Here is a 24,677-nt window from a genome sequence, read left to right on the forward strand (position 1 = left end):
TCAGGGCGCGAGCGCGGGCAGGACGACCTCCTCCAGGACCGCCCGGGGCGCGGCGTCCTGGTCGGGCCCGTCGTAGTCGCCCGCGGTGACGGCCACGACGAGGTCGAGGCCGGGCAGGAGGAAGAGCCGCTGTCCGCCGTTGCCCGTCGCGGCGGCCCGCCCGTCGGGGTCGACGTACCACAGGTAGCCGTAGGAGGTCTTCCCCCGGACCGGCACGCGCGGCCGGAGCATGGCGTCGGCCCAGTCCGCGGGGATCACCTCGCGCTCCAGCACGGCCCGGCCGATCCTGGCCATGTCCCGCGGGGTCAGCCGGAGCCCGGCGGCGGGCGAGGCGACCCCGTCGTCCCCCGCCATCCATTCGAAGGAGTCGATGCCGAGCGGCTCGAACAGCGCGGCGCGCGCGAACTCCTCCAGCGGCCGCCCGGCGCCCCGGGCGATGAGGGCGCCGATCAGCGCCGTGGCGCCCCCGTTGTAGTGCCAGCGGACGCCCGGCTCCTCCACGATCGGGCGTTCCAGCACGAACCGGTAGCGGTCCTCCGCCATCTCCATGGCGATCTCGCTGTTCTCCGGCCCTGTGTACGGCGCGCTCTCGTCCCATTCCAGCCCGAGCGTCATGGTCAGCGCGTGCTCGACGGTCAGCCGCGCCCGCCGGGGGTCGGCGGCCAGGTCGGGATACTCGGGGAAGTGGCGCAGGATCGGCTCGCCGGGTCCGGGCACCAGGCCGCCGGCGAGCGCGATGCCGTACAGCAGGCCGGTGACGCTCTTGGTGACCGAGCGGAGGTCGTGCAGGGTGTCCGGCCCGAAGTCGACCGTGCCGTGCGGGACGCCCCAGGAGAAGTCCGGGCCGCTGCCGTAGTGCTCCAGGACCAGCTCACCGCGGCGGGCCACCACGACGCCGTGCAGGTTCGGGGCGCGCCCCTCGCGGACGAGGCCGTCGAGCCGGTCCGCCAGGTCGGCGGCGAACCCCGCCTTCTCAGGACTGGTTTTCTGCCACATGGTTCCTCCGAATTTGACGGAACTTATCTAGCGGCGAGCCTTCCGCAATGAAGAAACTGGCGCATCACCAAATTTCATGAAGAACACCCTCACCCCCCGCTCTCCGGCGCCGAGACGACCCGGGCGATCCGGAAACTTTCCCTTCCCACCCTTCGTCAAAGGGTTAAAGAGCAGATAAAAGCCATGCTTCCACGGGGGTCGGAACACGCGCGGGGAGGTACGGGAAGCGTTGACGGGGAGTAGGGGGGCGGCAGGTCCGCCGATGAGCGCCGAGGGTGTCGATCACGCCCTGCGCGGCCGCCGCGAGGAGCGGGACCGCATCTCCGACGGTGTCCTCGACCTCGACGCGCACACCATCGTCCGGCTGCTGCAGACCGCCCCGCTGCGCGGCGCGACCGCGCGGCGGTGGGATCAGGTGCGGGGGCGCGTGGCCCTGCTCTGGGCGCTGCTGGACGCCTACCGCGCCGTCGTGGAGGAGGCCGAGCGGATCCGGGGCACCCACCGGCGGCTCGGGGCCGACGAGCTCGCCGAGCTCACCTGGCTGCTGGCCGGGCCCGCCGTACGGCTCACGCCGGACACCGGGCCGGTGGAGCGGCGCCGGTTGCTGGGGCCCGGGGAACAGCGGTTCACCCTGGACGAGGCCGTGGCCGCGATGGAACTGGCCTTCCACGACGTCACCGGCCTGGTCGCCGAGGTCGACGCGGCCTGGAACGCGGCTCTCCCGCGCCTCGACGCCGCCGCGGCCCAGGCCGGGGCGGCCCGGCGGTTCCTGCACGAGCTGGGCGAGGGCGACCCCGACCTGGACGTGTGCGAGCGGGAGATCGAACGGGTCCGCGAGGAGCTGCGCCACGACCCGCTCGGCGACGGCGGGCGGGACCTGGAACGGGTCGCCGCCGACACCTCCCGCCTGCACGAGCGGGCGCGGCGGGCGGCCGAGGTCCGGCGCGCGTACGGCCGCCGGCGCGAGGCGCTGCGGTCCCTGCTCGGCCGGGTGGCCGCCGCCGAACAGGAGTCCCTGCGCGCCCGCGACCTCGTGGTGGCGAAGATCGCCTCTCCGGCGCTGCCCGCCCTCCCCGGCCGGGCGTCCGCCCTGAACGAGCGCCTGGCCGCGCTGGACGCCCCGAGCTCCGCGAGCTCCGCGAGCTCCGCGGGCCCCGCGGAGGCGGCGGTCCCGGAGGGCGGCGCCCGCGGCCCGGACGCGATCGGGGACCCGGGCGGACACGGCGGCGGGGGGTGGCTGGAACGCGCCGACCTCCTCGCCGCGCTGGAGCGCGCCGCGGAGGAGGCCCTGCTCCAGTCGGAGCGGGCCACCGCCTCCCTGCGCGAGCTGATCGAGCGCCGCGACGAGCTCCGCGGCCGGCTGGAGGCCTTCCGGGCCAGGGCCGTACGGCTCGGCCTGGCCGAGGACCCCGCGCTCGCCCGCGCGCACCTGCGCGCCCGAGACCTGCTCTGGACGGCCCCGTGCGACCTGCGCAAGGCGACGGAGGCCGTCAACGGATACCAACGCGCGATCCAGGGAGCCGCCGGATGACCGCTTGCGCCCAGCCGAACTGCACGGGAACCATCGAGGACGGTTACTGCGACCTGTGCGGCCACCCCGCCTCGCCGCCCGCCGCCTCCCTCCCGGCCACCCCGCCTTCGCACGGCTCCGCGCCGCCCTCATACGGCTCCGCGCCGTCCTACGGCTCCGCGCCGCCGCCGTACGGCTCCGTCCCGTCCGCGCCCGGATCCGCCCCGTTCCCGCACCCTTCCGCGCCCATCACGATCCCGTCCGGGAGTCGCGGCAGCGCCCCCACCTCCGGCCGCGGGACCCGGGGCACCGGGGGCACCCGGCCCGGGCAGCTGGGCGCGGGGCTGGCCGAGGTGCCCCCGGTGGTCTACCGGGACCCGATGGCGGTGGTGCTGCAGGACCCCCAGGTCCCCGAGGAGAAGCGGTTCTGCGCCAAACCCGACTGCGCCAGGCCGGTCGGCCGGAGCAGGAACGGCCGCCCGGGCCGCACCGAGGGGTTCTGTCCGCACGACGGCACCCGGTTCTCCTTCACCCCCAAACTGCGCGAGGGCGACCTGGTCTCCGGGCAGTACGAGGTGAAGGGCTGCCTGGCCCACGGCGGGCTCGGCTGGATCTACCTGGCCGCCGACCGGAACCTCGACGGCCGCTGGGTGGTGCTCAAGGGGCTGCTGAACACCGCCGACGCCGAGGCGCTGGCCGTGGCGGAGGCCGAGCGCCGGTTCCTGACCGGGGTGGACCACTCCAACATCGTCAAGATCTTCAACTTCGTCCGGCACCGGGAGCCCGGCGCCGAGGCCGGGCGGATGGCCGGATACCTCGTCATGGAGTACGTCGGCGGCGAGTCCCTGCACGACCAGCTCCGCCGCAGGCTCCGGGAGAGCGGCAACACCGAGGCGCTGCCGCTGCGCCAGGCGATCCCGTACGCGCTGGAGATCCTGCGCGCGTTCGCCTACCTGCACGACCGCGGCATGCTCTACTGCGATCTCAAGCCCGCCAACGTGATCCAGGTCGGACGGGAGCTCAAGCTCATCGACCTGGGCGCGGTGCGGATGGCCTCCGACCAGGACAGTCCCATCTACGGGACGGTCGGCTACCAGGCCCCGGAGATCGCCTCCGCGGGGCCGTCGGTCGCCTCCGACCTCTACACGGTCGGGCGGACGCTGGCGGTGCTGAGCTTCCCGTTCAGCCCGGTCCGCGGCGGCGCCGAGGCGCCCCTGCCCGCCCTCGGCGAGCTGCCGCCCGCGGTCGGGTACGAGTCCTTCCACCGCTTCCTGCGCCGGGCGACCGATCCCTCCCCCGCCGCCCGCTTCGCGAGCGCGGAGGAGATGGCCGACCAGCTCATGGGGGTCCTGCGGGAAGTGCGCGCCGCCGAGGACGGCATGCCCTACCCCGCGCCGTCGGCCCTGTTCGGGCCCGAGCGGATCCCCGCCGGGACCGCCGTCGCGGGGCGCGGCGACGGCCGTGTCCTGGCGCCGCTGGAGCGGGCCGCCGCCGGGACCGCCCTGCCGGTCCCGCTGGCCGACCCCGCCGACCCGGGCACCGCGTTCCTGTCCGGCCTGACCGCCCGCACCCCCGGCGAGCTGATCACCATGCTCGGCTCGACCCCGCACACGCCGGAGACCCTGCTCGCGCTCACCCGGCTCAGCGCCGAGCAGGGGGCCGGGGAGACCGGCGGCCTGCTCGGCCAGGTGGCCCGGGAGCTGCCCGGCGACTGGCGGGTCCTGTGGACCCGGGGGGTGCACGCGCTCGTCGCCGGCGATCCGGCGGACGCCGTACGGATCTTCGACCGCTGCTACGACCTGATGCCCGGCGAGTGCGCGGCCCGGCTGGCGCTGGGGTTCGCACTGGAGTGCGCCGGGGACGCGCGGGCCGCCGCGTGGCGGTACGGGAGCGTGTGGCGCACCGACCGCTCCTACGTGAGCGCCGCCTTCGGCCTGGCCAGGACCCTGCTGGCGGCCGGCGACCCGGACGGGGCCATGGCGGTGCTCGACGAGGTGCCGCACAGTTCCAGCCATTTCGTGGCGGCGCAGCTGGCCGTCGTGGCGGGGAGCATCCGGAGCCGGGACCTGGCCGCGCTGGACGCCGCCGCGCTGGCCTCGGCGGGAGAGCGCCTCGCCGACCTGGACGACCTCGATCCCCGGCGGCGGGGGGAGATGGCGGCCGAGGTGCTGGAGAGAGCGCTCGACTGGCTCGGCTCGGGGGGCGGCGCCGCAGCGCGGACCGCCTCGGGCCCGGGCGCCGGCGCCCTGCTCGGGACGCCGTTCACCGAGCGCTCGCTCCGCCGGGAGCTGGAACGCCGCTACCGCGAGCTGGCCCGGGTGGCGGCCACGCCCGCGGAGCGGTACGCGCTCGTCGACCGGGCCAACGCCTCCCGTCCCCGGACGATGCTGTGATCGGCGTGGAGACGGGCGTGTGCCCGCGGTGCGGGGAGGGCGTGCGTCCCGGGGAGTCCTTCTGCGAGTGCTGCGGGCAGCCGCTGGAGGCGGCCCGGTGCGTCCGGTGCGGGCCCGCGCCGGTGGATCCGGAAGGGTACTGCGAGCGGTGCGGCCTGCGTCAGCCCGCGGAGAGCGACCACGTCGAGGTGGAGGCCGGCGGCGCGGCGGGGGTGAGCGACCGCGGCCTGCGGCACGCCCGCAACGAGGACGCCATGGCGCTGGTCGCCGCGGACGGCCTGACGATCGGCGTGGTCTGCGACGGCGTGTCCTCCTCGCCCCGGCCCGAGACCGCCTCGTCCACGGCCGCCGGGACCGGCGCCGCCACGCTCCTGGCGGAGCTCCGCTCGGGCGCGGACCCGGCCTCCGCCACCCGCGCCGCCGTCGCCCGGGCCGCCGCGGCCGTGGCCGCCCTGGCCTCGTCCCCGGAGGACGCGCCCGCCTGCACCTATGTCTCGGCCGTCGTGGAACCCGGTGCGATCACCGTCGGCTGGGTCGGCGACAGCCGGGCCTACTGGCTGCGTGCCGAGTCCCCCGCGGACCGGCCCGCCGATGCCTCCGCCGTGCCCGCCGGCGGCCCCGCCGCCTCCACCGCGCCGGTGCCCGAATCCGCCCCCACCGTGCCCATGCCCGTGGTGCCCGTGCCCGTGGCGTCCGCGCCGGCCGATGACTCCGCGCTGCTCACCGAGGACGACACGGCCGCCCCCGGTGTGCTGTCCGCCTGGCTCGGGGCGGACGCCGGCGAGGTGGAGGCGCATGTCCGCACGCTCGCGCCCGAGGGACCGGGCGTGCTCCTGGTGTGCAGCGACGGGCTCTGGGGCTATCTGGAGGAGGCCCGGGCCCTGGCCCCTCTCGCCACCGGGGACGCGCCGCCGGAGGCGGCCCGCGCCCTGGTGCGGCACGCGCTCGCGGCCGGGGGCCGCGACAACATCACCGTCCTGGTGGTCCCGTACGGTCCGCCGCCCGGACCCGCACCCGCCGACCTGGGGAGGAACGCATGAGCGACCAGCCCGTGTTCACGCTCGACATCGACCAGAACAAGTACCTGGCCGCGGGCGGCCAGGAGATCCACGCCATCCTCACCGTCCAGGCCACGGGCGCGCCCATGGCCGGCGGGACCGTGGAGGCCGCCGAGGTGATCATCGTCGACGCCTCCGGCTCGATGAGCGGCGACAAGATCGCCGAGGCGTGCCGGGCCGCTCAGGCCGCCGTGGACACGCTGCGGGACGGCGTGCACTTCGCCATCGTCGCCGGCACCCACGAGGCGATCAAGATCTTCCCCGAGACGCGCGGCACGGTCAGGGCCGACCCGCACACCAGGAGGCAGGCGGGGAGCGCGCTGAGCAGGCTGGCCGCCGGCGGCGGCACCGCGATCGGCAAGTGGCTCCGGCTCGCCGCGGAGCTGCTGGCCGACCACCCCGGCGCGGTCCGGCACGCGATCCTGCTGACCGACGGCCAGAACAACGAGGACGAGCGCACGTTCGGCGCCGCCCTCGCCCACTGCGCGGGCAGGTTCGTGTGCGACAGCCGGGGGGTCGGCACCGACTGGGCCCCGGCCGAGCTGCGCAAGGTCGCCGACGCGCTGCTGGGCACCTCCGGGTTCATCCGCAGGCCGGAGGAGCTCGCCGACGACTTCCGGGCGATGGTCGAGACCACCATGGGCAAGGCCGTGGCCGAGGTCGCGCTGCGGATCTGGACCCCGCAGAACGGCAGGGTGCGCTACCTCAAGCAGGTGTCGCCGACCCTGGCGGACCTGACGGGCATGCGCGCCCCCGTCGACCAGCTGACCGGCGACTACCCGACCGGGGCCTGGGGCGCGGAGACGCGGGTCTACCACCTCTGCGTCGAGGTGGCCCCCGGGACGGTCGGCCAGGAGATCCGGGGGGCCTGGGTGCGGCTGGTGGTCCCGGGCGGCGGTGAGATCCTCGCCCGGGGCAACGTGCTGGCCCAGTGGACCGACGACCTGGCCCTGTCCACCCGGGTCAGCCCGGGCGTGGCCCACTACACCGGGCAGGCGGAGCTGTTCGACCTGATCCAGGAGGGCCTGAGCGCCCGGGCCGCGGGCGACCTCGACACCGCGACCGCGCGCCTGGGCCGGGCCAGGGCGCTGGCCGAGCAGTCGGGCAACGACGAGACCGCCCGGCTGCTCGCCAAGGTCGTCGAGATCGATCCGGGGACCGGGACCGCCCGGCTCCGGCGCTCCGTCGACAAGGCCGACGAGATCGCGCTCGACACCGGATCCGTGCGCACGGCGCGCATGCGCCGGGATCCCGGCGACCCGGGAACCTCCGGGCTCCGCAGCGCCACGGGCTGAGAGGGAGAGGGACGCCATGGTCATCTGCCCCCAGGGGCACACCCCGGGCGAGGCGGGCCTCGCCGACGGGTACTGCGACGTCTGCGGCGCCCGCCTGACCGGTGCGAACGGGGCGGGAGCAGCCGGGCAGGGGCCGTCCGGGGCGGCCGGAGGGGGGACGGCCCACCCCTGGGGTCCCGGTTCCGCCGGCGGGCGGGCGGGCGCCGTCCCGGGCCCGCAGGCGCCGCCCGCCGGGGCCGGGCAGCCGCAGGAGTGCGCCGCCTGCGGGGCGCCGGTCATCGGGCGTTTCTGCGAGGACTGCGGCCACGACCAGACGGCGCCCGTCCCCGGCGCGGCGAGCGGTCCCGGGGCCTCCGGCGGATTCCCGGCGTCCGGCGCCACCGGAGCCCCGGGCCCGGCGGGCGTGTTCCCCGGCTCCGCCGACGGAGGCTCGGGTCCGGCGGGGACGTTCCCCCGCTCCACCGCCGGCGGAGGCTCGGGTCCGGCGGGCGTGTTCCCCGGCTCCGCCGGCGGAGCCCCGGGCCCGGCCGGGACGTTCCCGGGCGTCCCCGCGGCCGGGCCGGCGACGCGGTGGGAGGCGGTCGTCCAGGCGGACCGCGACCACTACGACCGGATGATCGCCCAGGGCGGGCCGGACGCCGAACGGATAGCGTTCCCGCCCTACTGTCCCCGGCGGGACGTCCCCCTGGCGGACGGGGAGATCCGCATCGGGCGGACCAGCCGGTCCAGGAACCTGGTCCCGGAGATCGACCTCAGCGGCCCGCCCGAGGATCCCGGGGTCTCCCACCTGCACGCCGTCCTGCTCCCCTCCCCCGGCGGCGCGTGGACCCTGGTCGATCCCGGCTCGGCCAACGGCACCGTGGTCAACGGCAGGCAGGTCGGGGTGAACGAGCCGGTGCCGGTGGGTGACGGCGACCGGATCCACCTCGGCGCGTGGACCCTCATCACGCTGCGGCGCAGGAGAGAAGCATGACATCCGTCCCGGTGAACCAGATTCCCGCGCCCCCGTCCCCGGACCGGGCCGCCTCCCCCGCCCCGGGGGCGGCCCCCGCCCGGAGCCCGGCGCCGTCCCCGGGGGCCCCGGCCCCTCCGGCGCCCCCGCGCAGGACCGGTCCGCCGTCCCGGCTGCGGAGCGTGCCCGGCCGGGTCCTCGCCATCACGGGCGCCTGCGTTCTCGCCCTCGTCCTGCTGTTCGGCGCGCTGTCGACGTCCTTCCAGGACGTCAACGACGGCCTGGACGTCATCGGCCACGACGCCGGACCCCAGGTCGTGGCCACGGCCGACCTGTACTTCGCGCTCAGCGACATGGACACCCAGGTCGCCAACGTCCTGCTGATCGGAGACGAGCACGGGCTCGGCAAGGGACGGCAGCGCGCGCTGGAGCTGTACGAGCGGCGCAGGAGCGACGCCGGGCGGGCGGTGCTCCAGGCGTCGGCCCTGGCCGGCGCGGACCCGGCCGAGCGGCGGACCGTCCAGGCGGTCCTGGACCGCCTGGGCCGGTACGAGCGGCTGGCCGCCCGCGCCCTGCTCCTGGACGAACAGGCCGGGCACCCCGCGGGCCCCCCGCCGGAGCGGGTCCTCGAGGTCTACCGCCAGGCGACCGACCTGATGCGGCTGGAACTGCTGCCCATGGCCTACAACCTCACGCTGGAGAGCGGGACCATCGTGCGCCGCGCCCACGACGAGCACACCTCCGCCCTGGGGACGGGACAGGTGCTCGTGGCCGCCGCCGGGCTCCTCGCGCTCGGCGGGCTGGTCTGGCTCCAGGCGTTCCTCGCCCGGCGGTTCCGCCGGGTGTTCAACCCGGCCCTGCTGGTGGCGACGGCGATCGCCGGGATGTACGCGCTGACCGGGTTCACGGTCCTGGGCGGGGAGGCCGGCCTCCTGCAGGAGGCCAAGCGGGAGGGGTTCGACTCCGTGCTCGCCCTGGCCCGGGCGCGGGCCGTGGGCAACAGCATGCACGGCGACCAGAGCCGCTACCTCCTCGACCCGGAGCGGGCCGACACCTACGAGCAGACCTACCTCGACAAGTCCCAGTCGGTGCTCTACGCGCCCAGCGGGAACCTCGGCGCCTACTACACGGCGGTGGCCGAGGGGGTGGCCGCCTATCCCGCCAAGGCCGAGTTCCTGGGCCTCATCGGGCAGGAGGCGGCCCGCTCCGGCCCGTCCGCCCGCCAGGCGGCCATCGCCGACGTGCTCCGGCGGTACCGGGAGTTCCAGCAGAGCGACGCCCAGCTGCGCAGGGCGACCTCACGCGAGGCCGTGCAGGTTCTGGTGGGACAGCTGGCGACGAGGTTCGAGGCGTACGACGCCGCCCTGGTGAAGCTCGCCGGGATCCACCGCACCACGTTCGACCGGGCGGTGCGCGACGGCGAGGAACGGGTCGAGGAACTGTGGTTCCTGCTCCCGATGGCCATGATCTCCACGGCCGTGCTGATCGTCGCCGGGGTCTGGCCCCGGCTCTCGGAATACCGTTGACGGGAGGGACCATGCGACCTGTGAGCGTGTCCGCCGGGGCGTTCCCCCCGGACCCCGGCCGCCGCGGGCGGCGATCCGGGCGGAGGCCCCGCCCGCTCGCGCTCGCCGCGGCGGCGGGGCTGGCGGTCCTGCTGGCCGGGGCGTGCGGGACCGGCCGCCCCGACTCGATCCTGGACCGCGAGACCCTGGTGGTCGGCGTCAAGCCCGACCAGCCCGGCCTGGGGATGAAGGTGGGCGAGGGCCGCTACGAGGGCTTCGACGTCGACGTCGCCACGGAGGTGGCCCGGCGGATCGGAGCCCCCCGCGTCGAGTTCGTCACCGTGCTGTCCTCCAACCGCCAGCGGTTCATCGAGGAGGGGAAGGTCGACATGGTCGTCGCGACCTACTCGATCACCCCGGTGAACCGGTCGAAGGTGACCTTCGCCGGGCCGTACTACGTCGCCCACCAGGACACCCTCGTTCGCGCGGAGGACAAGGACGTCGACAACGTGCGGGACCTGAAGGACAGGCGCCTGTGCCAGGCCGCCGGGTCGAACTCCTGGCGCCGGGTGAAGGAGGAGCGGCAGATCGCCGTCCGGCTCGTCCCGGCCGCCACCTACAGCGAGTGCCTGGACAAGCTGCGCGACAAGGCGGTGGACGCGGTCTCCACCGACGACCTGATCCTGGCGGGGTTCTCCGCCGAGACCGGGTCGGCGTTCCGGATCGTCAACGCCCCGTTCACCGACGAGCGGCTGGGCATCGGCATGCGCAAGGGCGACCTCGACGGCTGCGAGGCCGTCAACCGGGCGCTCACCGCCATGTACCAGGACGGCACCGCAGGGAAGCTGCTGAGGAAGTGGTTCGGCGCGTCGGGCCTGGAGCTGAACTTCAGCGTCCCCCAGTTCGAGGGGTGCGCCTGACCCGACGGGCGGCGGTTGGGAGGCGGGGCGTCAGGAGTAGGCGGCGACCATGCCGACGATCATCCCGGTGACGCCGAGCACGGTGACCAGGGCTCCGGCCGCCACCGCGGCGCGGCGGCCCCGCCGCGCGCCGAGGAAGTACATGATCACGTAGGGCAGGAAGGCCAGTCCGGCGACCCCGACGAAGGGGAGGGTGAGCGCGGCGACCACGCCGGTCGCGCCCGCCTTGACCGCGCGGTCGCCCTCGGGGGCGAGCTGGGCGCGGGTCACGTCGCCCGCCTCGGAGTCCGGGGAGGCGGCCACCGGGATCGCCGCGCCGCCGCCGTCGGGGGCGAAGCTGCCCCGGCAGTCGTAACGGCCCTTGCCCAGGTCCTCGCAGGAGACCACCGTGAGGGTGCCGGGTGTGCCGACCGTGCCCGCCGCCAGCTTGACGTCGCCCACCGCGAGCAGGATCGGCAGCAGGCCGACCGCCAGCCAGCACAGGACGAGGATCACCCGGGCGGCGGGCCCCGGCAGGTTGCCCGGCTGCGGGCGCACGGGCTGGAAGGCATCCACGATGCTCTCAAACGAGTCACTCATGGACATATGGTGCACCAGCCCACTTGCGACTCACCTGACGACAACTTGCGCCGGGCGGCGCGCCTCGATCGGCGCGCCGGGACCGCGCCGGCCGCCTACGACGCCGGCTTGCGCCGGGCCTCGGCCTCCGCGGCGTCCATCGCGGCCGCCTCCTCCGGGGTCGGCGCGGTGCCGCCCAGGTGCCGCGGCTGCCACCAGACGCCCTGCGGGATCTCCGGGTAGGTCCGCTGGGCCCGGTCGAGCAGCTCCGCCATCCGCTCGCGCAGGCTCACGGTGGCGGCGTCGTAGTCGTCGCCCCGCTTGGGGTTCATCGGCTCGCCCACCAGGATGGTGACCGGCACGTGGCGCTGCAGGAGCTTCCTGGGGCGGCCCTTGGTCCACAGGCGCTGGGTGCCCCAGAGCGAGATCGGGACCATCGGCACGCCCGCCGCGACGGCCATCCGCACCGCGCCGTTCTTGATGTCCTTGATGGTGAAGGACCTGCTGATCGTGGCCTCGGCGAAGACGCCCACGACCTCGCCGCCCCGCAGCGCCTTCAGCGCCGCGCCGAACGCCGAGGCCCCGGCCGACCTGTCGACCGGGATGTGGTGCATGCCGCGCATCAGCGGACCGGAGATCTTGTGGTCGAAGACCTCCTTCTTGGCCATGAAGCGCACCAGCCGCCCGGCCGGGCGGGCGGCGAACCCGGCGAAGATGAAGTCGAGGTAGCTGATGTGGTTGCTGACCAGCACCGCTCCACCGGTCCTGGGGATGTTCTCGGCGCCCTCGATGCGGATCCTCATGTCCAGCGTCCGGAACATGGTCAACGCCGCCCCGATGACCGGGGGGTACACGATCTCAGCCATGGCTGAACCGTACCCCAGCCGGATCGCCCGCCCCGACCGGCATCGGGGGCGGGGTCAGAGGGCGTAGCCCTCGAACAGGGAGACGCGGTCGCGCAACTTGTCGGCCGCCGCCAGATGGGAGTGTCCGTCGCAGGTCAGCGGGTCCCGTACGGGCACGACCGGCGACTCCGGGACGGGCGCGCCCGCCGGCCGCGCCAAGGACAGCGCGCCCCTGCAGGTCTCGATGATGACGTGCAGGCTCGCGAGCTGCTCGTGCACCGCGGCCAGCGTGACGCAGATCGTCTCCGCCTGGGCGAGCATCCTCTCCCGCTCCGCCGCCATCTCCTTCCGCAGTTTCTCGGACTTCTCCAGAACGGAACGTCTGTCCACGGGAGAATTCGGCTCCCGGGCCGGTCGCGGCGCGGAGGAGGCGCCGGCCGCGTTACGCTCGCCGCGCGACCGCGACCGCCGCCCCACGCCCCGCAGGACGGACGTGTGCCGCATCCTCTTCGGAACCGCCGGCCGCTGATCACGGGCCAGGAAGAGAGCGGGACGGCTGGGCGACGGCCCCGGCCACATCAGCTGGCCCAGCTTGTGCACCGCCTCATGGGCGATGACCACCAGTTCCCCGCCCCTGTCGCGCAGATCCCGGTGCGCCCGCGCCAGCATCCGCATCCCGCTGATGTCGCAGAAGGTCATCATGGCGGCGTCCACCAGAACGTGCAGAACACCCTCGGCGATCAGCAGCTCCAGCGCGGACTCCACCTGCCCCTGATTGCAGGCGTCCAGCTCACCCGAGACCGCCACGACGGCCGAGGCGGTCTCGGCATCGCGGTGGACCACGCGCACTGTGAGATCCATGCTCATGGATACCTCATCGTGGCCGTCCATGCCAACGTTTACCCAACACCGCGAGAATACACCGAATGAATCCGCCGTAACCGGATAGGTAGGGCACATGGGTGCCTTCAGCGGGCGAGATTTGGTAGTCATCGCCGCCTCCGCGGGGGGCGTCGAGGCCCTCCGCGGCCTGATGGCCGCGCTGCCGGGCGACCTGGCCGCCTCGCTCCTGCTGGTGCTGCACATCCCCTCCAGCGGAGGCAGCGCCCTGGCCGGGATCCTCGACCGCTCCGGACCGCTGAAGGCGGCCCCCGCCGTCGACGGCGAGCCCCTGCGGCACGGGCGGGTCTACGTCGCGCCCCCCGACCGCCATCTGCTCGTGCAGGACGCGACGGTCCGGCTGTCGCGCGGGCCCCGGCACAACGGGCACCGCCCGGCGGCCGACCCGCTGTTCCTGAGCGCCGCGGTCGAGGGCGGCCCGCGCACCCTCGCCGTGGTGCTGAGCGGGATGCTCGACGACGGGTCCCGGGGATGCGCGGTCGTGGAGCGCTACGGCGGGGCGGTCGCCGTACAGGACCCGGTGGAGAGCCTCTTCGACGGGATGCCGCGCGCGGCGATGAACAGCGCGCGCGACCCGCAGGTGCTGCCCGTCACGGAGATCGCCCGGTGGATCGTGGGGCAGAGCGAAACGCCGACCGGAGCGGAGGAGAAGGTGTCCGATCCGCAGGTCGAACGCGAGGTGTCCCTTTTCCTGAAGACCAACCAGCCCACCACGCCCGCCGGAGATCTCTCCGGCTTCACCTGCCCGGAGTGCAACGGCCCGCTGTACGAGACGGAGATCAGGCCCTCCCCCCGCTACGAGTGCCGGGTGGGCCACGCGTGGTCCGCCCAGACCATGGCCAGCAGCCAGGCCGAGGCGGTGGAGCGGGCGTTGTGGGTGGCGATCCTGCGGCTGGAGGAGCGGCTGCGGGTGCTGGAGCGCATGATCCAGGACGCGGAGCGGCGCGGCCAGACCCACTCGAAGCGGCGCTTCGGGGAGCAGGCGGAGGAGGTCGGCGAGGCGCTGGAGACGATGCGCATGCTGCAATCACGCATCGGTGGGGTCGAGGACGACCTGCTTTCTTCATGACGGGCCGCGACGGGCATACGCTATATGGTCGTGAAGCCTGGAGAAGAACGTGAATTCACCGACCTCCTCCTCATGCTGAAGGAGACTCGGGGTTTTGATTTCACGGGGTACAAGCGCACCACCCTCATGCGCCGCATCGGCCGCCGTCTGGAGGCGCTGAAGCTCCGCGACTACGAGGAGTACCGCGACTATCTGGAGCTGGAACCCGAGGAGTTCGGCCTGCTCTTCGACAGTCTGCTGATCAACGTCACCAGCTTCTTCCGCGACGCCGCGGCCTGGCAGACCCTCCGCGAGGCGGTGGTTCCCGCACTGCTGTCGACCAAGGGGCCGGGCAAGGCGATCCGCGTGTGGAGCGCGGGCTGCGCCACCGGCGAGGAGGCCTACAGCCTCGCGATGGTGCTGGCCGGGGATCTCGGCATGGACGAGTTCCGGGAGCGGGTGAAGATCTACGCCACCGACCTGGACGAGAAGGCCCTCCAGGTCGCGCGCACCGCCGTCTACACCGACCGCCACCTGGGCGAGGTCCCGGAGGCGATGCGGCAGACCTACTTCGAGCCGGTGGAGGGCGGCTTCGCCTTCCGCCGCGACCTGCGCAGGCAGCTCATCTTCGGCCGGAACGACCTGACCCGCGACGCGCCGATCTCCAGGGTGGACCTGCTGCTGGCCCGCAACACTCTGATGTACTTCAACACCGAGACGCAGCTCAACATCGTCCGCAAGTTCCACTTCGCCCTCGGCAACCCGGGCTACCTGTTCCTGGGCAAGGCCGAGATGCTGCTCAACCACGGCGACAAGTTCGAACCGGTGGACCTGCGCATGCGGCTGTTCCGGAAGGTCGGACCACCGATCACCGGCTCCCGCGTCCCCTGGCCCGAGGGGGAGACCTCAGGCGACTCGTACACCGGTGATCCGGCCCTGCAGAGCGCCGCGCTGGCCTCGGGACCGGTCGCCCAGCTCGTCCTCGATCGCGTGGGCAACCTCGCCCTGGTCAACTCGCGCGCCGAGGTGCTGTTCAACCTCACCCCGCGCGACATCGGGCGTCCCTTCCAGGACCTGGAGGTCTCCTACCGCCCGGCTGAACTCCGCTCGGTGATCGAGCAGGTGGTGGCCGACCTGCGCGCGACCGAGCTGCAGGACATCACCTGGCGCCGCCCCAACGCTGCGGAGACCAGCTCCTTCGACATCTCGGTGATCCCCCTCATCTCCGCGGGGGGAGATCTGATCGGGATCGGCATCAACTTCCACGACGTCACCCGCTACAGCAGGCTCCGCGACGAGCTGGAGCAGGCCAACCGGGAGCTGGAGCACGCCTACGAGGAGCTGCAGTCGCTCAACGAGGAACTGGAGACCACCAACGAGGAGCTGCAGTCCACCAACGAGGAACTCGAGACCACCAACGAGGAGCTGCAGTCCACCAACGAGGAACTCGAGACGATGAACGAGGAGCTGCAGTCGACCAACGACGAGCTCCAGCAGATCAACGAGGTGCTGAACACGCGCAGCGCCGAGCTCGACCGGGCCAACGACTTCATCTCCTCGGTGGTGCGCAGCCTCGGCGACGCCGTGATCGTGGTCGACAGCGGCCTCCGGGTGCTCGTCTGGAGCCCCGGCGCCGAGGACCTGTGGGGACTGCGTCCCGACGAGACCGTCGGACGCCAGCTCACCGCCCTCGACATCGGCCTGCCCGTCGAGGAGCTCCTGCCCCGGCTGCGCCCGCTCGTCGAGACCGGACCCGATGCCGGAGCCGGCCGGATGGACGGCGCCGTGGTGAACGCCGTGAACCGGCGGGGGCGGACGACCCGGCTCGACGTCGCGTTCTCCCGCCTGCGCGCCGAGAACTCCCCGCTGCACGGCGTGATCATGGTGATGAACCAGCTTCCCCAGGAGTGACCGCTACTCGGCCCGCCCCCGGCCGGGCGGGCGGGATCGGAGCGGGAGGTCCCTCGGCCGGGGGATGGAGATCTCCCCTTGGATGAGGGCGCGGCTGACGGTGGTCAGCTTGAGGTTGCGCGTGCGGGCGTAGTCGCGCAGCACGGCGAACGCCTGCTCGGGGGCCAGCCTCAGCCGCCCGGCCAGCAGGCCCTTGGCCTGCTCGATCAGGATGCGGCTGTTCAGCGCGAGCTGGAGCTGCTCGGTGACGGTCTCGTGGTGGCGGACGGCGCGGCGATGCAGGATGCCGATGGTGGCCATGTCGGCCAGGGAGCGGCCGAGCCCGGTGACCTCCTCGTCGAGGATCCCCGGGGCGGTGCCGAACAGGTTCATCGCGCCGATGCACTGGTCACGCCGGATCATCGGCAGGGCGTACACCGCGGAATAGCCCACCGCAAGGGCGGTGGGGGCGAAGAACGGCCAGCGAGCGCCGGCGGCGTCCAGATCGGGACAGCTCACCGGCGTCCGGTGGCGGTATGCCTCCAGGCAGGGCCCCTCCTGGTGGTTGAGCTGGGACAGCCCGAGGACCCTCGCCTGCTCGCTGGAGGCGGCCACCATGCTGAGCGGACCGGTGGGGTCGGCCAGCAGGACCCCGCATGCGGCGATGCCGAGCAGGTCCACGGTGTGATAGGCGAGGTTGTCCAGGAAATCGATGATGTCGAAATCGTCCACCAGGGTGTCGGCCAGCTCCACGAGGACCTGACCTACACGCCACTCAGAGGAACCCATCCTTTCTCCTCCGGGGGGTAGAGGCGTCACGGGGTCAGAGCTACGCCCTCCTTACCCTCTCAAGAGCGGATATAGCCGATCACCGAAAGAAATCATCGCCGGTGCAACCCGTTATCCCTAGTAAATATCACTGTCAGCACTTACAATCAGTCGTAAGGCTTTTTTATGACATAAAGTGCGATTTGCACTGTTTGGGATCGCGAACATCGCAATCTTCGAGCCGTCCGGACCCTGCGGCCTCGATGCGGTCATGGCACGGCCCAGGAGCGCCGCCAGATCTCCGCTCGCCTCCATGACCGGTACGAGCCCATCTGCTGCCGGCGAGGAGTAGCGCTTCATGACCAGCGAGCCGACCGTCCGATCCCCAGGCCGCGTCCACAGGAGGAGATCCGGCCCACCGGCCCTCGAAGGATCTCCGCCCCCCGCATCCGACCTCCCGGTGACGACACCCCCGGCGCCCCTCCGGATGGTCCCCTCCGTGTTCCGTCACAACGATCGTGACGACCATGCCGCCGAGCGGTTCATGGCCGGTGACATCCGGATGTGACCGCGGGGCCGGGTGCCCCGCGGGGGTGGGCATCCGGCCTTCCCCCCTTCCGAGACGGGCATGACGGGATGATCACTCAACCGGTGACGACCTGGGAGTTCACCCGAGCCCGGGCCAGCGCCGTACGAGGCGCCATCGCCGAACAGGCCGCACGCCACGGACTGAAGGGCGTGCGGCGCTCGGACTTCCTTCTCGCCGTCTACGAGAGCATGACCAACGCGGTCAAACACGCCGGCGGCCGGGGACTGGTCCGGCTCTGGGCCGACGACGGTTTGCTGCACTGCGAGATAGCCGACCGGGGACCCGGCATACCGGTCACCGCCATCGACGGAGACCTCATGCCGCCCGGCCACGCGATCGGCGGCCGCGGCCTCTGGCTGATCCGCCGCCTCAGCGAGTCCGCCGACTTCACCACCGGTCCCGGAGGGACGACGGTCCGGATCGCCTTCCGCCTCGACGGCGGCCCCTCCCTCACCTGAGGCCTTCGCCTGAGGGCGGGCCGTCCGCCACCGGGCGGCCATACCGAACCGGTCTGACGGACGTGCCATCCGGCCACGGCTTCCACGAATCGGTGGCCGATTTAGAAGGGATTTCCTATACTTCAATATGGAGCTAGGTGATTACAGAATGCAATAACTTGCACCATTTGGTGCATTCAACACTCCTCGATCCTTGAGCCGTCCAGACCCCGCGGCCCCGAGTGACGCAGGCGGAGGCGAGGCCGCTACCCCGGGACGGAGCGCCCGGCCCACGCCGTCGCCGCGTATCCCGATCCGACGACCCGCGGGAACACGGCCATGAACATCCTTCGAACGACGACCCGTCATGTGGACGGCCGCGCGCTGGTCACGGTGGCGGGCGAGCTGGACATCACCACCAGGCCGGAGCTCTGCGCCCGCGTGGAGCACCTCCTCGGCACCCGCCCCGGCACGCTCGTGCTCGACCTCGGCGCGGTCACCTTCATCGACGCCCGCGGCCTGAGCGCCCTCGTCGTCCTGCGCCGCCACGCGATCGAGATGGGCACGAGACTCCTGCTGTCCCGCGTCTCCCCCCCGGTGCGCTCGATCCTCGGGATGACCGGCCTGAGCAGGTCCTTCCCCGTCTCGGCGGAGGCCGCGACCCTGCAGTCCGCCCTCGCCGGCCACCCGCGGCCACAGCCCGCGGACGCGGGTTTCGCCCGATCGGGCTTGCCACCGGCGGCCGGCGGGCACAGTTTGGATCCGTGAAGAAGCTCATCAACGGCGCTGACGCGGTCGTCACGGACGCGCTGCGCGGGCTCGCCGCCGCGCACCCCGGGCTCCGGGTGGACGCCGGGAACCGAATCGTGGTCCGCGCCGGGGGCCCGCGCCCCGGCAAGGTCGGGCTGGTCTCCGGCGGGGGCTCCGGGCACGAGCCGCTGCACGCCGGTTTCGTCGGGTACGGCATGCTCGACGCGGCCTGTCCCGGGGAGATCTTCACCTCCCCGGTCCCCGACCAGGTCGTCGAGGCCAGCACCGCCGTGCACGGCGGGGCCGGGGTGCTGCACGTCGTGAAGAACTACACCGGGGACGTCCTCAACTTCCGGATGGCCGCCGAACTCTGCGCCGAGGAGGGCGTGGAGGTGGCGAGCGTGCTCGTGGACGACGACGTGGCGGTGCGCGACTCGCTCTACACGGCCGGCCGCCGGGGCACCGGCGCCACGGTCTTCGTGGAGAAGATCGCCGGAGCCCTGGCCGAGGCCGGCGCGCCGCTGGCCGAGGTGGCGCGGGTCGCCCGGGAGGTCAACGACCGCAGCCGCTCCTTCGGCGTCGCGCTGAGCGCCTGCACCACGCCGGCCGCCGGCAAGCCCACCTTCGAGCTGAGTGAGGCCGAGGTCGAGCTCGGCATCGGCATCCACGGCGAGCCCGGCCGCACCCGCGACACCATGCGCGACGCCCGCGAGCTGACCGGCGTCGCGATCGACGCGATCCACGAGGACATGCCGCTCTCCGGTGACGTCCTGGTCATGGTGAACGGCATGGGCGGCACGCCGCTCATCGAGCTCTACGTCGCCTACGCCGAGGTCGCCGGGCATCTGGCGGACCGGGGCGCGCGGGCCGCGCGCAGCCTCGTCGGCAACTACGTCACCAGCCTCGACATGCAGGGGTTCTCGGTCACGGTCTGCCGGCTGACCGACGAGCTCACCCGGCTCTGGGACGCCCCCGTCGAGACCCCGGCCCTGCGCTGGGGCCGCTGAGATGGGCGCGGAGGTGGGCGCGGAGGTCCTCACCCCGGCGTTCTTCGGCGCGTGGATCGAGGAGGCCGCCCGGTCCGTCCGCGCCGAGCGGGACGAGCTCACCCGGCTCGACGCCGCGATCGGCGACGCCGACCACGGGACCAACCTCGACCGGGGTTTCACCGAGGCGGTGCGCGCCCTGGGCGAAAGGTGTCCCGCGACCCCGGGAGCGGTGCTGGTCCTGGTGGGGAGCACGCTCATCCGCAAGGTCGGCGGGGCCTCCGGGCCGCTGTACGGCACGGCGTTCCGCGAGGCGGGCAAGGCGCTGGGCGACGCCCCGGCGGTGTCTGCGGCCGATCTCGCGGCGGCGCTGACGGCCGGGGTGGCCGGGGTGCGGAGGCTGGGATCCGCCGCCGAGGGCGACAAGACCATGGTGGACGCGCTGGCTCCGGCGGCCGGGGCGCTGGCGGAGGCCGTACGGGAAGGGCGGGGACTCGACGACGCGCTGGGGGCGGCGTCCGCGGCGGCCGCGGCCGGAGCGGCGGCGACGATCCCGATGCCGGCGCGCAAGGGCCGGGCCAGCTATCTCGGCCCGCGCAGCGTCGGCCACCAGGACCCCGGCGCGACCTCGGCCGCGCTCATCCTCAGGGCGCTCCACACCGTGGCGGCCCGGTGGTAGGCATCGTCCTGATCTCCCACAGCGGCCCGCTGGCCGCCGAGACGGCGGCGCTGGCGGCGGGGGTCTGCGGGGTGGAGGTCGTGCTGGAGGCGGCCGGGGGCACCGAGGACGGCGGCCTGGGCACCAGCCCCGACCTGGTCGCGGCGGCGGTCGAGCGGGCCGACCGGGGCGACGGCGTGCTCCTCATCCCCGACCTGGGCGGCGCGGCGCTGACCGCCCGCCTCTTCGAGGGACCGGGAGTGGTGGTCGCCGACGTCCCGTTCGTGGAGGGCGCGATCTCCGCCGCCGTCACGGCGAGCGCGGGCGGCTCGCTGGAGGCCGTCCTCGCGGCGGCCGAAGAGGCCCGGCACTTCCGCAAGCTCTGACCGGCGAGCTCCGACCCATCAGCTCTGACCCGCAAACTCTGACCCGCAAGTTCTGGCCCGCCGCCCGGGAACCCGCCCGGACCGCGACGGGAACCGCGGCACTCCCCGATACGGTGACCGTCCCGCACCGGGGTCTGCGGCTGTTCCCGCATGCCGGGTCACTTGTAGCGGAAGTAGACGAACAGGCGGCCGTGGTTCTTGGCGTCCTTGTCGATGCGGTGGTACAGAGCCTTGATCTCTTTCTGCTCCAGGAAGCGCAGGACCTTCTTCTTCAGCTGGCCCGACCCCTTCCCCGGGATGATCTCGACCTCGGTGGCGCGCTTCCTGATGGCCTCGTCGATGATCCCCCGCAGCGCCTTGTCGATCTCCCCGCCCCGGTTGTAGATCGGGTGCAGATCCAGCTTGAGCTTCACACCATCTCCTTCACCCATCGTTCCGGACACTCGATCGCGCCGGGACCGCCACGGCCTACGCTACGGCCTCGCCCGCCGCGCGGCCGCTCCCGGGATCGGCCATGACGACGTTCCGCTGAAGCACCAGGCCCAGCGTGTCGTGCGATTTGACTAATTCCCTTGATATTTGTGTCAACTTCTTGATCTAGGCGCGAAAATCACCCCCGGTTAGAGTCCCTGTCGTGATCGGCCTTCCCACCGGGAGGCCGGCCGCTTCGTCACCCCGCGGGGAGGGCCGAGGACCTCCTTCAGCGTGCCCTCACCGGGGCGGCGGGGCAGCACCCTCGCGCCTTCCTGAACGGATCCCCACAGGGAGGTCTCGTGTCAAGGAAGTCCCGTTTATCCAGCGCGAAGCGCGTGGCGATGCTCGCCGCGGGCGTCGGGCTCGTCGTGGCGATGGCGCCGCCGGCCGGCGCCGCCCCGGCTCCGCCGACCCCCACGCCGCCCAAGAAGTGGACGGCCACCCCGCTCACCGGGGGCGAACTCGTCCAGGGCGCGAAGTCGCCCACGGGCAAGCTGGCCCGCAGCGACGAGAAGCTGCTGAAGGCCACCTCCGGTGAGACCGTCAACGTGATGGTCAAGCTCGACTACGACTCCCTCGCCGCCTACCGGGGCGGGATCGAAGGGCTTCCGGGGACGAGCCCGGCGAAGACCGGCAAACCCCTCGACGTCAAGGGCGCCGACGCCAAGAAGTACGGCGTGCACATCGAGAAGATCGAGAACACCTTCCTCGCCGAACTGAAGCGGCGCCTGCCCGGGGCACGCGCCGGACAGCGGCTCCGTACCGTCTACGGCGGCATGGCGCTGAGCATCCCCGCCAACAAGGCCGCCGAGCTGCTGAAGCTGCCCGGCGTGGCGGCCGTCCAGGACGACCGGCGCGAGGAGCTGCTCACCGACTCCAGCCCCGCCTTCATCGGGGCTCCCACGATCTACGGCAAGCTCGGCGGCAGCGCCTCCTCCGGCAAGGGCGTCATCGTGGGCGTGCTCGACTCCGGCGCCTGGCCCGAGCACCCCCAGTTCGCCGACCCCGGCACCCTGCCCGCCGCGCCGCCCACCCGGGACGGGACCCCGCGTGTCTGCGACTTCGGCGACAACCCGCTGACCCCGGCCACCGACCCGTTCCCCTGCAACAACAAGCTGATCGGCGGAGCGCCGTTCCTGGACACCTACAACGCCGTCATCGGCGGCGAGGTGTACCCCGACAGCGCCCGCGACTCCAACGGCCACGGCACGCACACCGCGACCACCGCGGCCGGCGGCCCCTCGCCCGACGCCAACCCGCTGGGCATCAGCCGCGGCCCGATCCACGGCGTCGCCCCGGCCGCGCACGTGTCGGTCTACAAGGTCTGCGGCCTGGAGGGCTGCTTCAACTCCGACTCGGTGCAGGCGGTCGGCCGGGCCATCCTCGACGGCGTGCAGGTGATCAACTTCTCGATCTCCGGCGGCTCCTCGCCCTACACCGACCCGGTCGAGCTGGCCTTCCTCGACGCCTACGCGGCGGGCGTGCTGGTGTCGGCCTCGGCCGGCAACGCCGGTCCCGGCGCGGACACCGTCGACCACGTCAGCCCGTGGGTGACCACCGTGGCGGCCTCCACGCAGACCAGGACGTTCCAGTCCACGATCACGCTGGCCGGGTCCGGCGGCGCCGCGGCCACGCTGAAGGGCGCCTCCATCACGGGGGGAGTCGCCTCCCCGCTGCCGGTGGTGCTCGCGTCGGCTCCGCCGTACTCGAACGCGCTGTGCACCACCCCGGCGCCCCCCGGCCTGTTCACCGGGAAGATCGTCGCCTGTGAGCGCGGGCCCGGACGAGTGATCAAGAGCTTCAACGTACGGCAGGGCGGCGCGGCCGGGATGATCCTCTACAACACCTCGCCGCTGGACGTGATGACCGACAACCACTGGCTCCCCACCGTCCACATCGACAAGCCCGAGACCGACGCCCTGCTCGCCTTCCTGTCGGCCAACCCCGGGGCGACGGCCTCGTTCACCCAGGGGACCAAGACCACCTGGCAGGGCGACGCGATCACCACCTTCTCCTCGCGCGGCCCCGGCGGGGACTTCCTCAAGCCGGACGTCACCGCCCCCGGCCTGCACATCCTGGCCGGGCACACGCCGACGCCGGAGGACGCGGCCGGCGGTCCCCCCGGCAACCTGTACCAGGCCATCGCGGGCACCTCGATGTCGGCGCCGCACGTCGCGGGCTCCGCGGCGCTGCTGTTCGCGCTGCACCCCGGCTGGACGCCGGGCCAGGTGAAGTCCGCGCTGGAGACGACGGCCAAGACGTCGGTCACCAAGCAGGACCGCGTCACCCCCGCCGACCCGTTCGACACCGGCGGCGGCCGGATCGACCTGACCAAGGCGGGCGACCCCGGCCTGACCTTCGACGAGACCGCGGCGAACTTCACCGCCTCGGCGGCCGACCCGCTGAACCGCATCGACCTGAACCTGCCGTCGGTGAACGCCCCCACCATGCCGGGAATGATCACCGCCAAGCGGACGGTCACCAACGTCACGAACCGGACGCTCGTCTTCACCGCCTCCGGCACGACCGTGGCCGGCGCGAACATCACGGTGCTCCCCCCGCTGCTCACCGTCGCGCCGGGCAAGAGCGCCAAGCTCACCGTGGTGATCACCGCTCCCGAGCTGCCCGACGGGCAGTACTTCGGCCAGGTGAACCTGCGTCAGGTCGGCGGCGACCGGCGCCTGCACCTGCCGGTGGCCTTCTTCCGCCAGGAGGGCGCGATCCCGGTCGAGCAGACCTGCGCGCCGTCCACCATCGCCCGCAACACCGGTGAGTCGACCTGTACGGTCACGGTGAACAACAGCACCCTGCAGGACGCCGAGGTGACGGCGGTCAGCACGCTCAACTCCCGGCTCCGGCTGAACGGCGTGACCGGCGCCACGCAGGTCGGCTCCCAGATCGCCACCGCGCGGACCGCCCTGGCGGCCAGGCAGCCGGACCGGCCGGGCATCGCCCCGGGCACCGGGCCGTCGCCGTACCTGCCGCTCGACGCCTTCGGCGTGACCCCGACGCCGATAGGCGACGAGCAGGCGCTGAACTTCACCGTCCCGGCGTTCACGTTCGCCGGGAAGACGTACACGAGGATCGGCGTCGTCTCCAACGGCTACGCGGTCGCCGGCGGAACCACGGGCTCGGCCGACATCGAGGTCACGCCGCAGACCCTGCCCGACCCGGCACGGCCGAACGGGGTGCTCGCCCCGTACTGGACCGACCTGGACGGGACCGGCGCGCCCGGCGTGCTCGCCACGATATTGACCGACGGCACCAGCGACTGGCTGGTGGTCGAGTGGCGGCTCAACGTCTTCGGCACCACCGACCTGAAGGTCTTCCAGCAGTGGATCGGGCTGAACGGGACCGAGGACATCACCTACACCTACGACCCCGCCAACCTGCCCGGTGAGCCGCCGGCCGGGTACGGCCTGACCGTCGGCGCCGAGAACGACGAGGGCACCGCCGGCGAGCAGATCAGCGGCCCGCCCACCCAGGACCTGCGGGTGACCAGCACGCCCGGCGCGCCCGGCGGCACCCTGACCTACACGATGAGGGTCAGAGGAGTCACGCCGGGGGCCGGGACGGTGACGACGAGCACGTCGACGCCGCAGGTCAAGGGCATCACCATCGAAGTCGACCGGATCACCGTGCAGTAGCGCGGCGACCCGGTGACGCCCCGGGGGCCGGGCCCGTCCCGGCCCCCGTCGGGCTCAGCCGTGCAGGTAGCTCAGCCATGCAAGTGGCTCAGCCATGCAAGTGGCTCAGCGG

The 24,677-nt window shown here is 73.3% G+C and carries 21 protein-coding genes; 15 read left to right on the forward strand and 6 right to left on the reverse strand.

The genetic code is table 11. The features are described 5' to 3' along the window. Positions 1-996, reverse strand: coding sequence for a serine hydrolase domain-containing protein (locus Plo01_RS02080; protein WP_203888733.1), 996 nt, complete (start codon positions 994-996; stop codon positions 1-3). 262 nt (positions 997-1,258) lie between these two features. On the opposite strand from Plo01_RS02080, the gene Plo01_RS02085 reads away from it, so the two are divergent. From Plo01_RS02085 to Plo01_RS02115, 7 genes are read left to right on the forward strand one after another with little or no spacing between them, the layout of a single operon-like run. Further along, positions 1,259-2,527, forward strand: coding sequence for a hypothetical protein (locus Plo01_RS02085; RefSeq protein WP_203888734.1), 1,269 nt, complete (start codon positions 1,259-1,261; stop codon positions 2,525-2,527). Then, positions 2,524-4,899, forward strand: a complete 2,376-nt coding sequence (locus Plo01_RS02090; protein ID WP_203888735.1) for a serine/threonine-protein kinase — start codon at positions 2,524-2,526, stop codon at positions 4,897-4,899. Before Plo01_RS02085 ends, Plo01_RS02090 begins: the two co-directional genes overlap by 4 nt. 5 nt (positions 4,900-4,904) lie before the next feature. Beyond that, entirely contained in the window at positions 4,905-5,939 is a 1,035-nt protein-coding gene (locus Plo01_RS02095) for a PP2C family protein-serine/threonine phosphatase (RefSeq protein ID WP_239315800.1), read from the forward strand. Further along, positions 5,936-7,252, forward strand: coding sequence for a vWA domain-containing protein (locus Plo01_RS02100; protein ID WP_203888737.1), 1,317 nt, complete (start codon positions 5,936-5,938; stop codon positions 7,250-7,252). The genes Plo01_RS02095 and Plo01_RS02100 overlap by 4 nt, the downstream gene beginning before the upstream one ends. Before the next feature lie 16 nt (positions 7,253-7,268). Further along, positions 7,269-8,225, forward strand: a complete 957-nt coding sequence (locus Plo01_RS40810) for an FHA domain-containing protein (protein ID WP_203888738.1) — start codon at positions 7,269-7,271, stop codon at positions 8,223-8,225. Beyond that, a complete protein-coding gene (locus tag Plo01_RS02110; RefSeq protein ID WP_239315801.1) occupies positions 8,222-9,730 on the forward strand; it encodes a GlnX family signal transduction membrane protein in 1,509 nt (502 codons plus the stop codon). The genes Plo01_RS40810 and Plo01_RS02110 overlap by 4 nt, the downstream gene beginning before the upstream one ends. An 11-nt stretch (positions 9,731-9,741) precedes the next feature. Continuing rightward, positions 9,742-10,629, forward strand: a complete 888-nt coding sequence (locus tag Plo01_RS02115) for a glutamate ABC transporter substrate-binding protein (RefSeq protein ID WP_203888739.1) — start codon at positions 9,742-9,744, stop codon at positions 10,627-10,629. Positions 10,630-10,659: 30 nt separating this feature from the next. Here the strand turns inward: Plo01_RS02115 and Plo01_RS02120 are convergent, their stop codons facing one another. The 3 genes from Plo01_RS02120 to Plo01_RS02130 all read right to left on the reverse strand — a co-directional run bounded on the left by Plo01_RS02120 (position 10,660) and on the right by Plo01_RS02130 (position 12,899). Next, positions 10,660-11,208, reverse strand: a complete 549-nt coding sequence (locus tag Plo01_RS02120) for a hypothetical protein (protein WP_203888740.1) — start codon at positions 11,206-11,208, stop codon at positions 10,660-10,662. 95 nt (positions 11,209-11,303) lie between these two features. Further along, positions 11,304-12,053 carry a lysophospholipid acyltransferase family protein gene (locus Plo01_RS02125; protein ID WP_203888741.1) on the reverse strand — a complete coding sequence of 250 codons (750 nt, stop codon included), beginning with the start codon at positions 12,051-12,053 and terminating at the stop codon, positions 11,304-11,306. A gap of 54 nt (positions 12,054-12,107) precedes the next feature. Continuing rightward, positions 12,108-12,899 (reverse strand): STAS domain-containing protein, encoded by a 792-nt coding sequence (locus tag Plo01_RS02130; RefSeq protein WP_203888742.1) that lies wholly within the window; start codon positions 12,897-12,899, stop codon positions 12,108-12,110. Between the two features lie 115 nt (positions 12,900-13,014). Between Plo01_RS02130 and Plo01_RS02135 the strand changes: the two genes are divergently transcribed. Both Plo01_RS02135 and Plo01_RS02140 read left to right on the forward strand, forming a co-directional pair. After that, positions 13,015-14,001 carry a chemotaxis protein CheB gene (locus Plo01_RS02135; RefSeq protein WP_203888743.1) on the forward strand — a complete coding sequence of 329 codons (987 nt, stop codon included), beginning with the start codon at positions 13,015-13,017 and terminating at the stop codon, positions 13,999-14,001. A gap of 24 nt (positions 14,002-14,025) precedes the next feature. Then, positions 14,026-15,891 carry a CheR family methyltransferase gene (locus tag Plo01_RS02140; RefSeq protein WP_275415350.1) on the forward strand — a complete coding sequence of 622 codons (1,866 nt, stop codon included), beginning with the start codon at positions 14,026-14,028 and terminating at the stop codon, positions 15,889-15,891. Positions 15,892-15,894: 3 nt separating this feature from the next. On the opposite strand, the gene Plo01_RS02145 is transcribed toward Plo01_RS02140, so the two are convergent. Continuing rightward, positions 15,895-16,659, reverse strand: coding sequence for a GAF and ANTAR domain-containing protein (locus Plo01_RS02145; RefSeq protein ID WP_203888745.1), 765 nt, complete (start codon positions 16,657-16,659; stop codon positions 15,895-15,897). A 615-nt stretch (positions 16,660-17,274) separates the two neighbouring features. Between Plo01_RS02145 and Plo01_RS02150 the strand changes: the two genes are divergently transcribed. From Plo01_RS02150 to Plo01_RS02170, 5 genes are all read left to right on the forward strand, one after another. Then, positions 17,275-17,685, forward strand: coding sequence for an ATP-binding protein (locus Plo01_RS02150; RefSeq protein ID WP_203888746.1), 411 nt, complete (start codon positions 17,275-17,277; stop codon positions 17,683-17,685). A gap of 318 nt (positions 17,686-18,003) precedes the next feature. Next, a complete protein-coding gene (locus Plo01_RS02155) occupies positions 18,004-18,432 on the forward strand; it encodes an STAS domain-containing protein (protein ID WP_203888747.1) in 429 nt (142 codons plus the stop codon). Beyond that, entirely contained in the window at positions 18,429-19,421 is a 993-nt protein-coding gene (dhaK, locus tag Plo01_RS02160; protein ID WP_203888748.1) for a dihydroxyacetone kinase subunit DhaK, read from the forward strand. The genes Plo01_RS02155 and dhaK overlap by 4 nt, the downstream gene beginning before the upstream one ends. A gap of 1 nt (position 19,422) precedes the next feature. Further along, complete coding sequence (gene dhaL / locus Plo01_RS02165) at positions 19,423-20,079, forward strand: dihydroxyacetone kinase subunit DhaL (RefSeq protein ID WP_203888749.1); 657 nt, start codon at positions 19,423-19,425, stop codon at positions 20,077-20,079. After that, on the forward strand, positions 20,073-20,444 hold the full coding sequence (locus tag Plo01_RS02170; RefSeq protein ID WP_203888750.1) for a PTS-dependent dihydroxyacetone kinase phosphotransferase subunit DhaM: 372 nt from the start codon (positions 20,073-20,075) through the stop codon (positions 20,442-20,444). The genes dhaL and Plo01_RS02170 overlap by 7 nt, the downstream gene beginning before the upstream one ends. A 158-nt stretch (positions 20,445-20,602) precedes the next feature. On the opposite strand, the gene Plo01_RS02175 is transcribed toward Plo01_RS02170, so the two are convergent. Next, positions 20,603-20,857 carry a Smr/MutS family protein gene (locus tag Plo01_RS02175; protein WP_068922814.1) on the reverse strand — a complete coding sequence of 85 codons (255 nt, stop codon included), beginning with the start codon at positions 20,855-20,857 and terminating at the stop codon, positions 20,603-20,605. A gap of 402 nt (positions 20,858-21,259) precedes the next feature. Here Plo01_RS02175 and Plo01_RS40815 point away from each other — a divergent pair, with 402 nt between their 5' ends. Continuing rightward, positions 21,260-24,565, forward strand: a complete 3,306-nt coding sequence (locus tag Plo01_RS40815) for a S8 family serine peptidase (RefSeq protein WP_203888785.1) — start codon at positions 21,260-21,262, stop codon at positions 24,563-24,565. The last annotated feature ends 112 nt before the right edge of the window (positions 24,566-24,677 follow it).

The sequence above is a fragment of the Planobispora longispora genome (assembly GCF_016863135.1).
GTDB lineage: Bacteria > Actinomycetota > Actinomycetes > Streptosporangiales > Streptosporangiaceae > Planobispora > Planobispora longispora.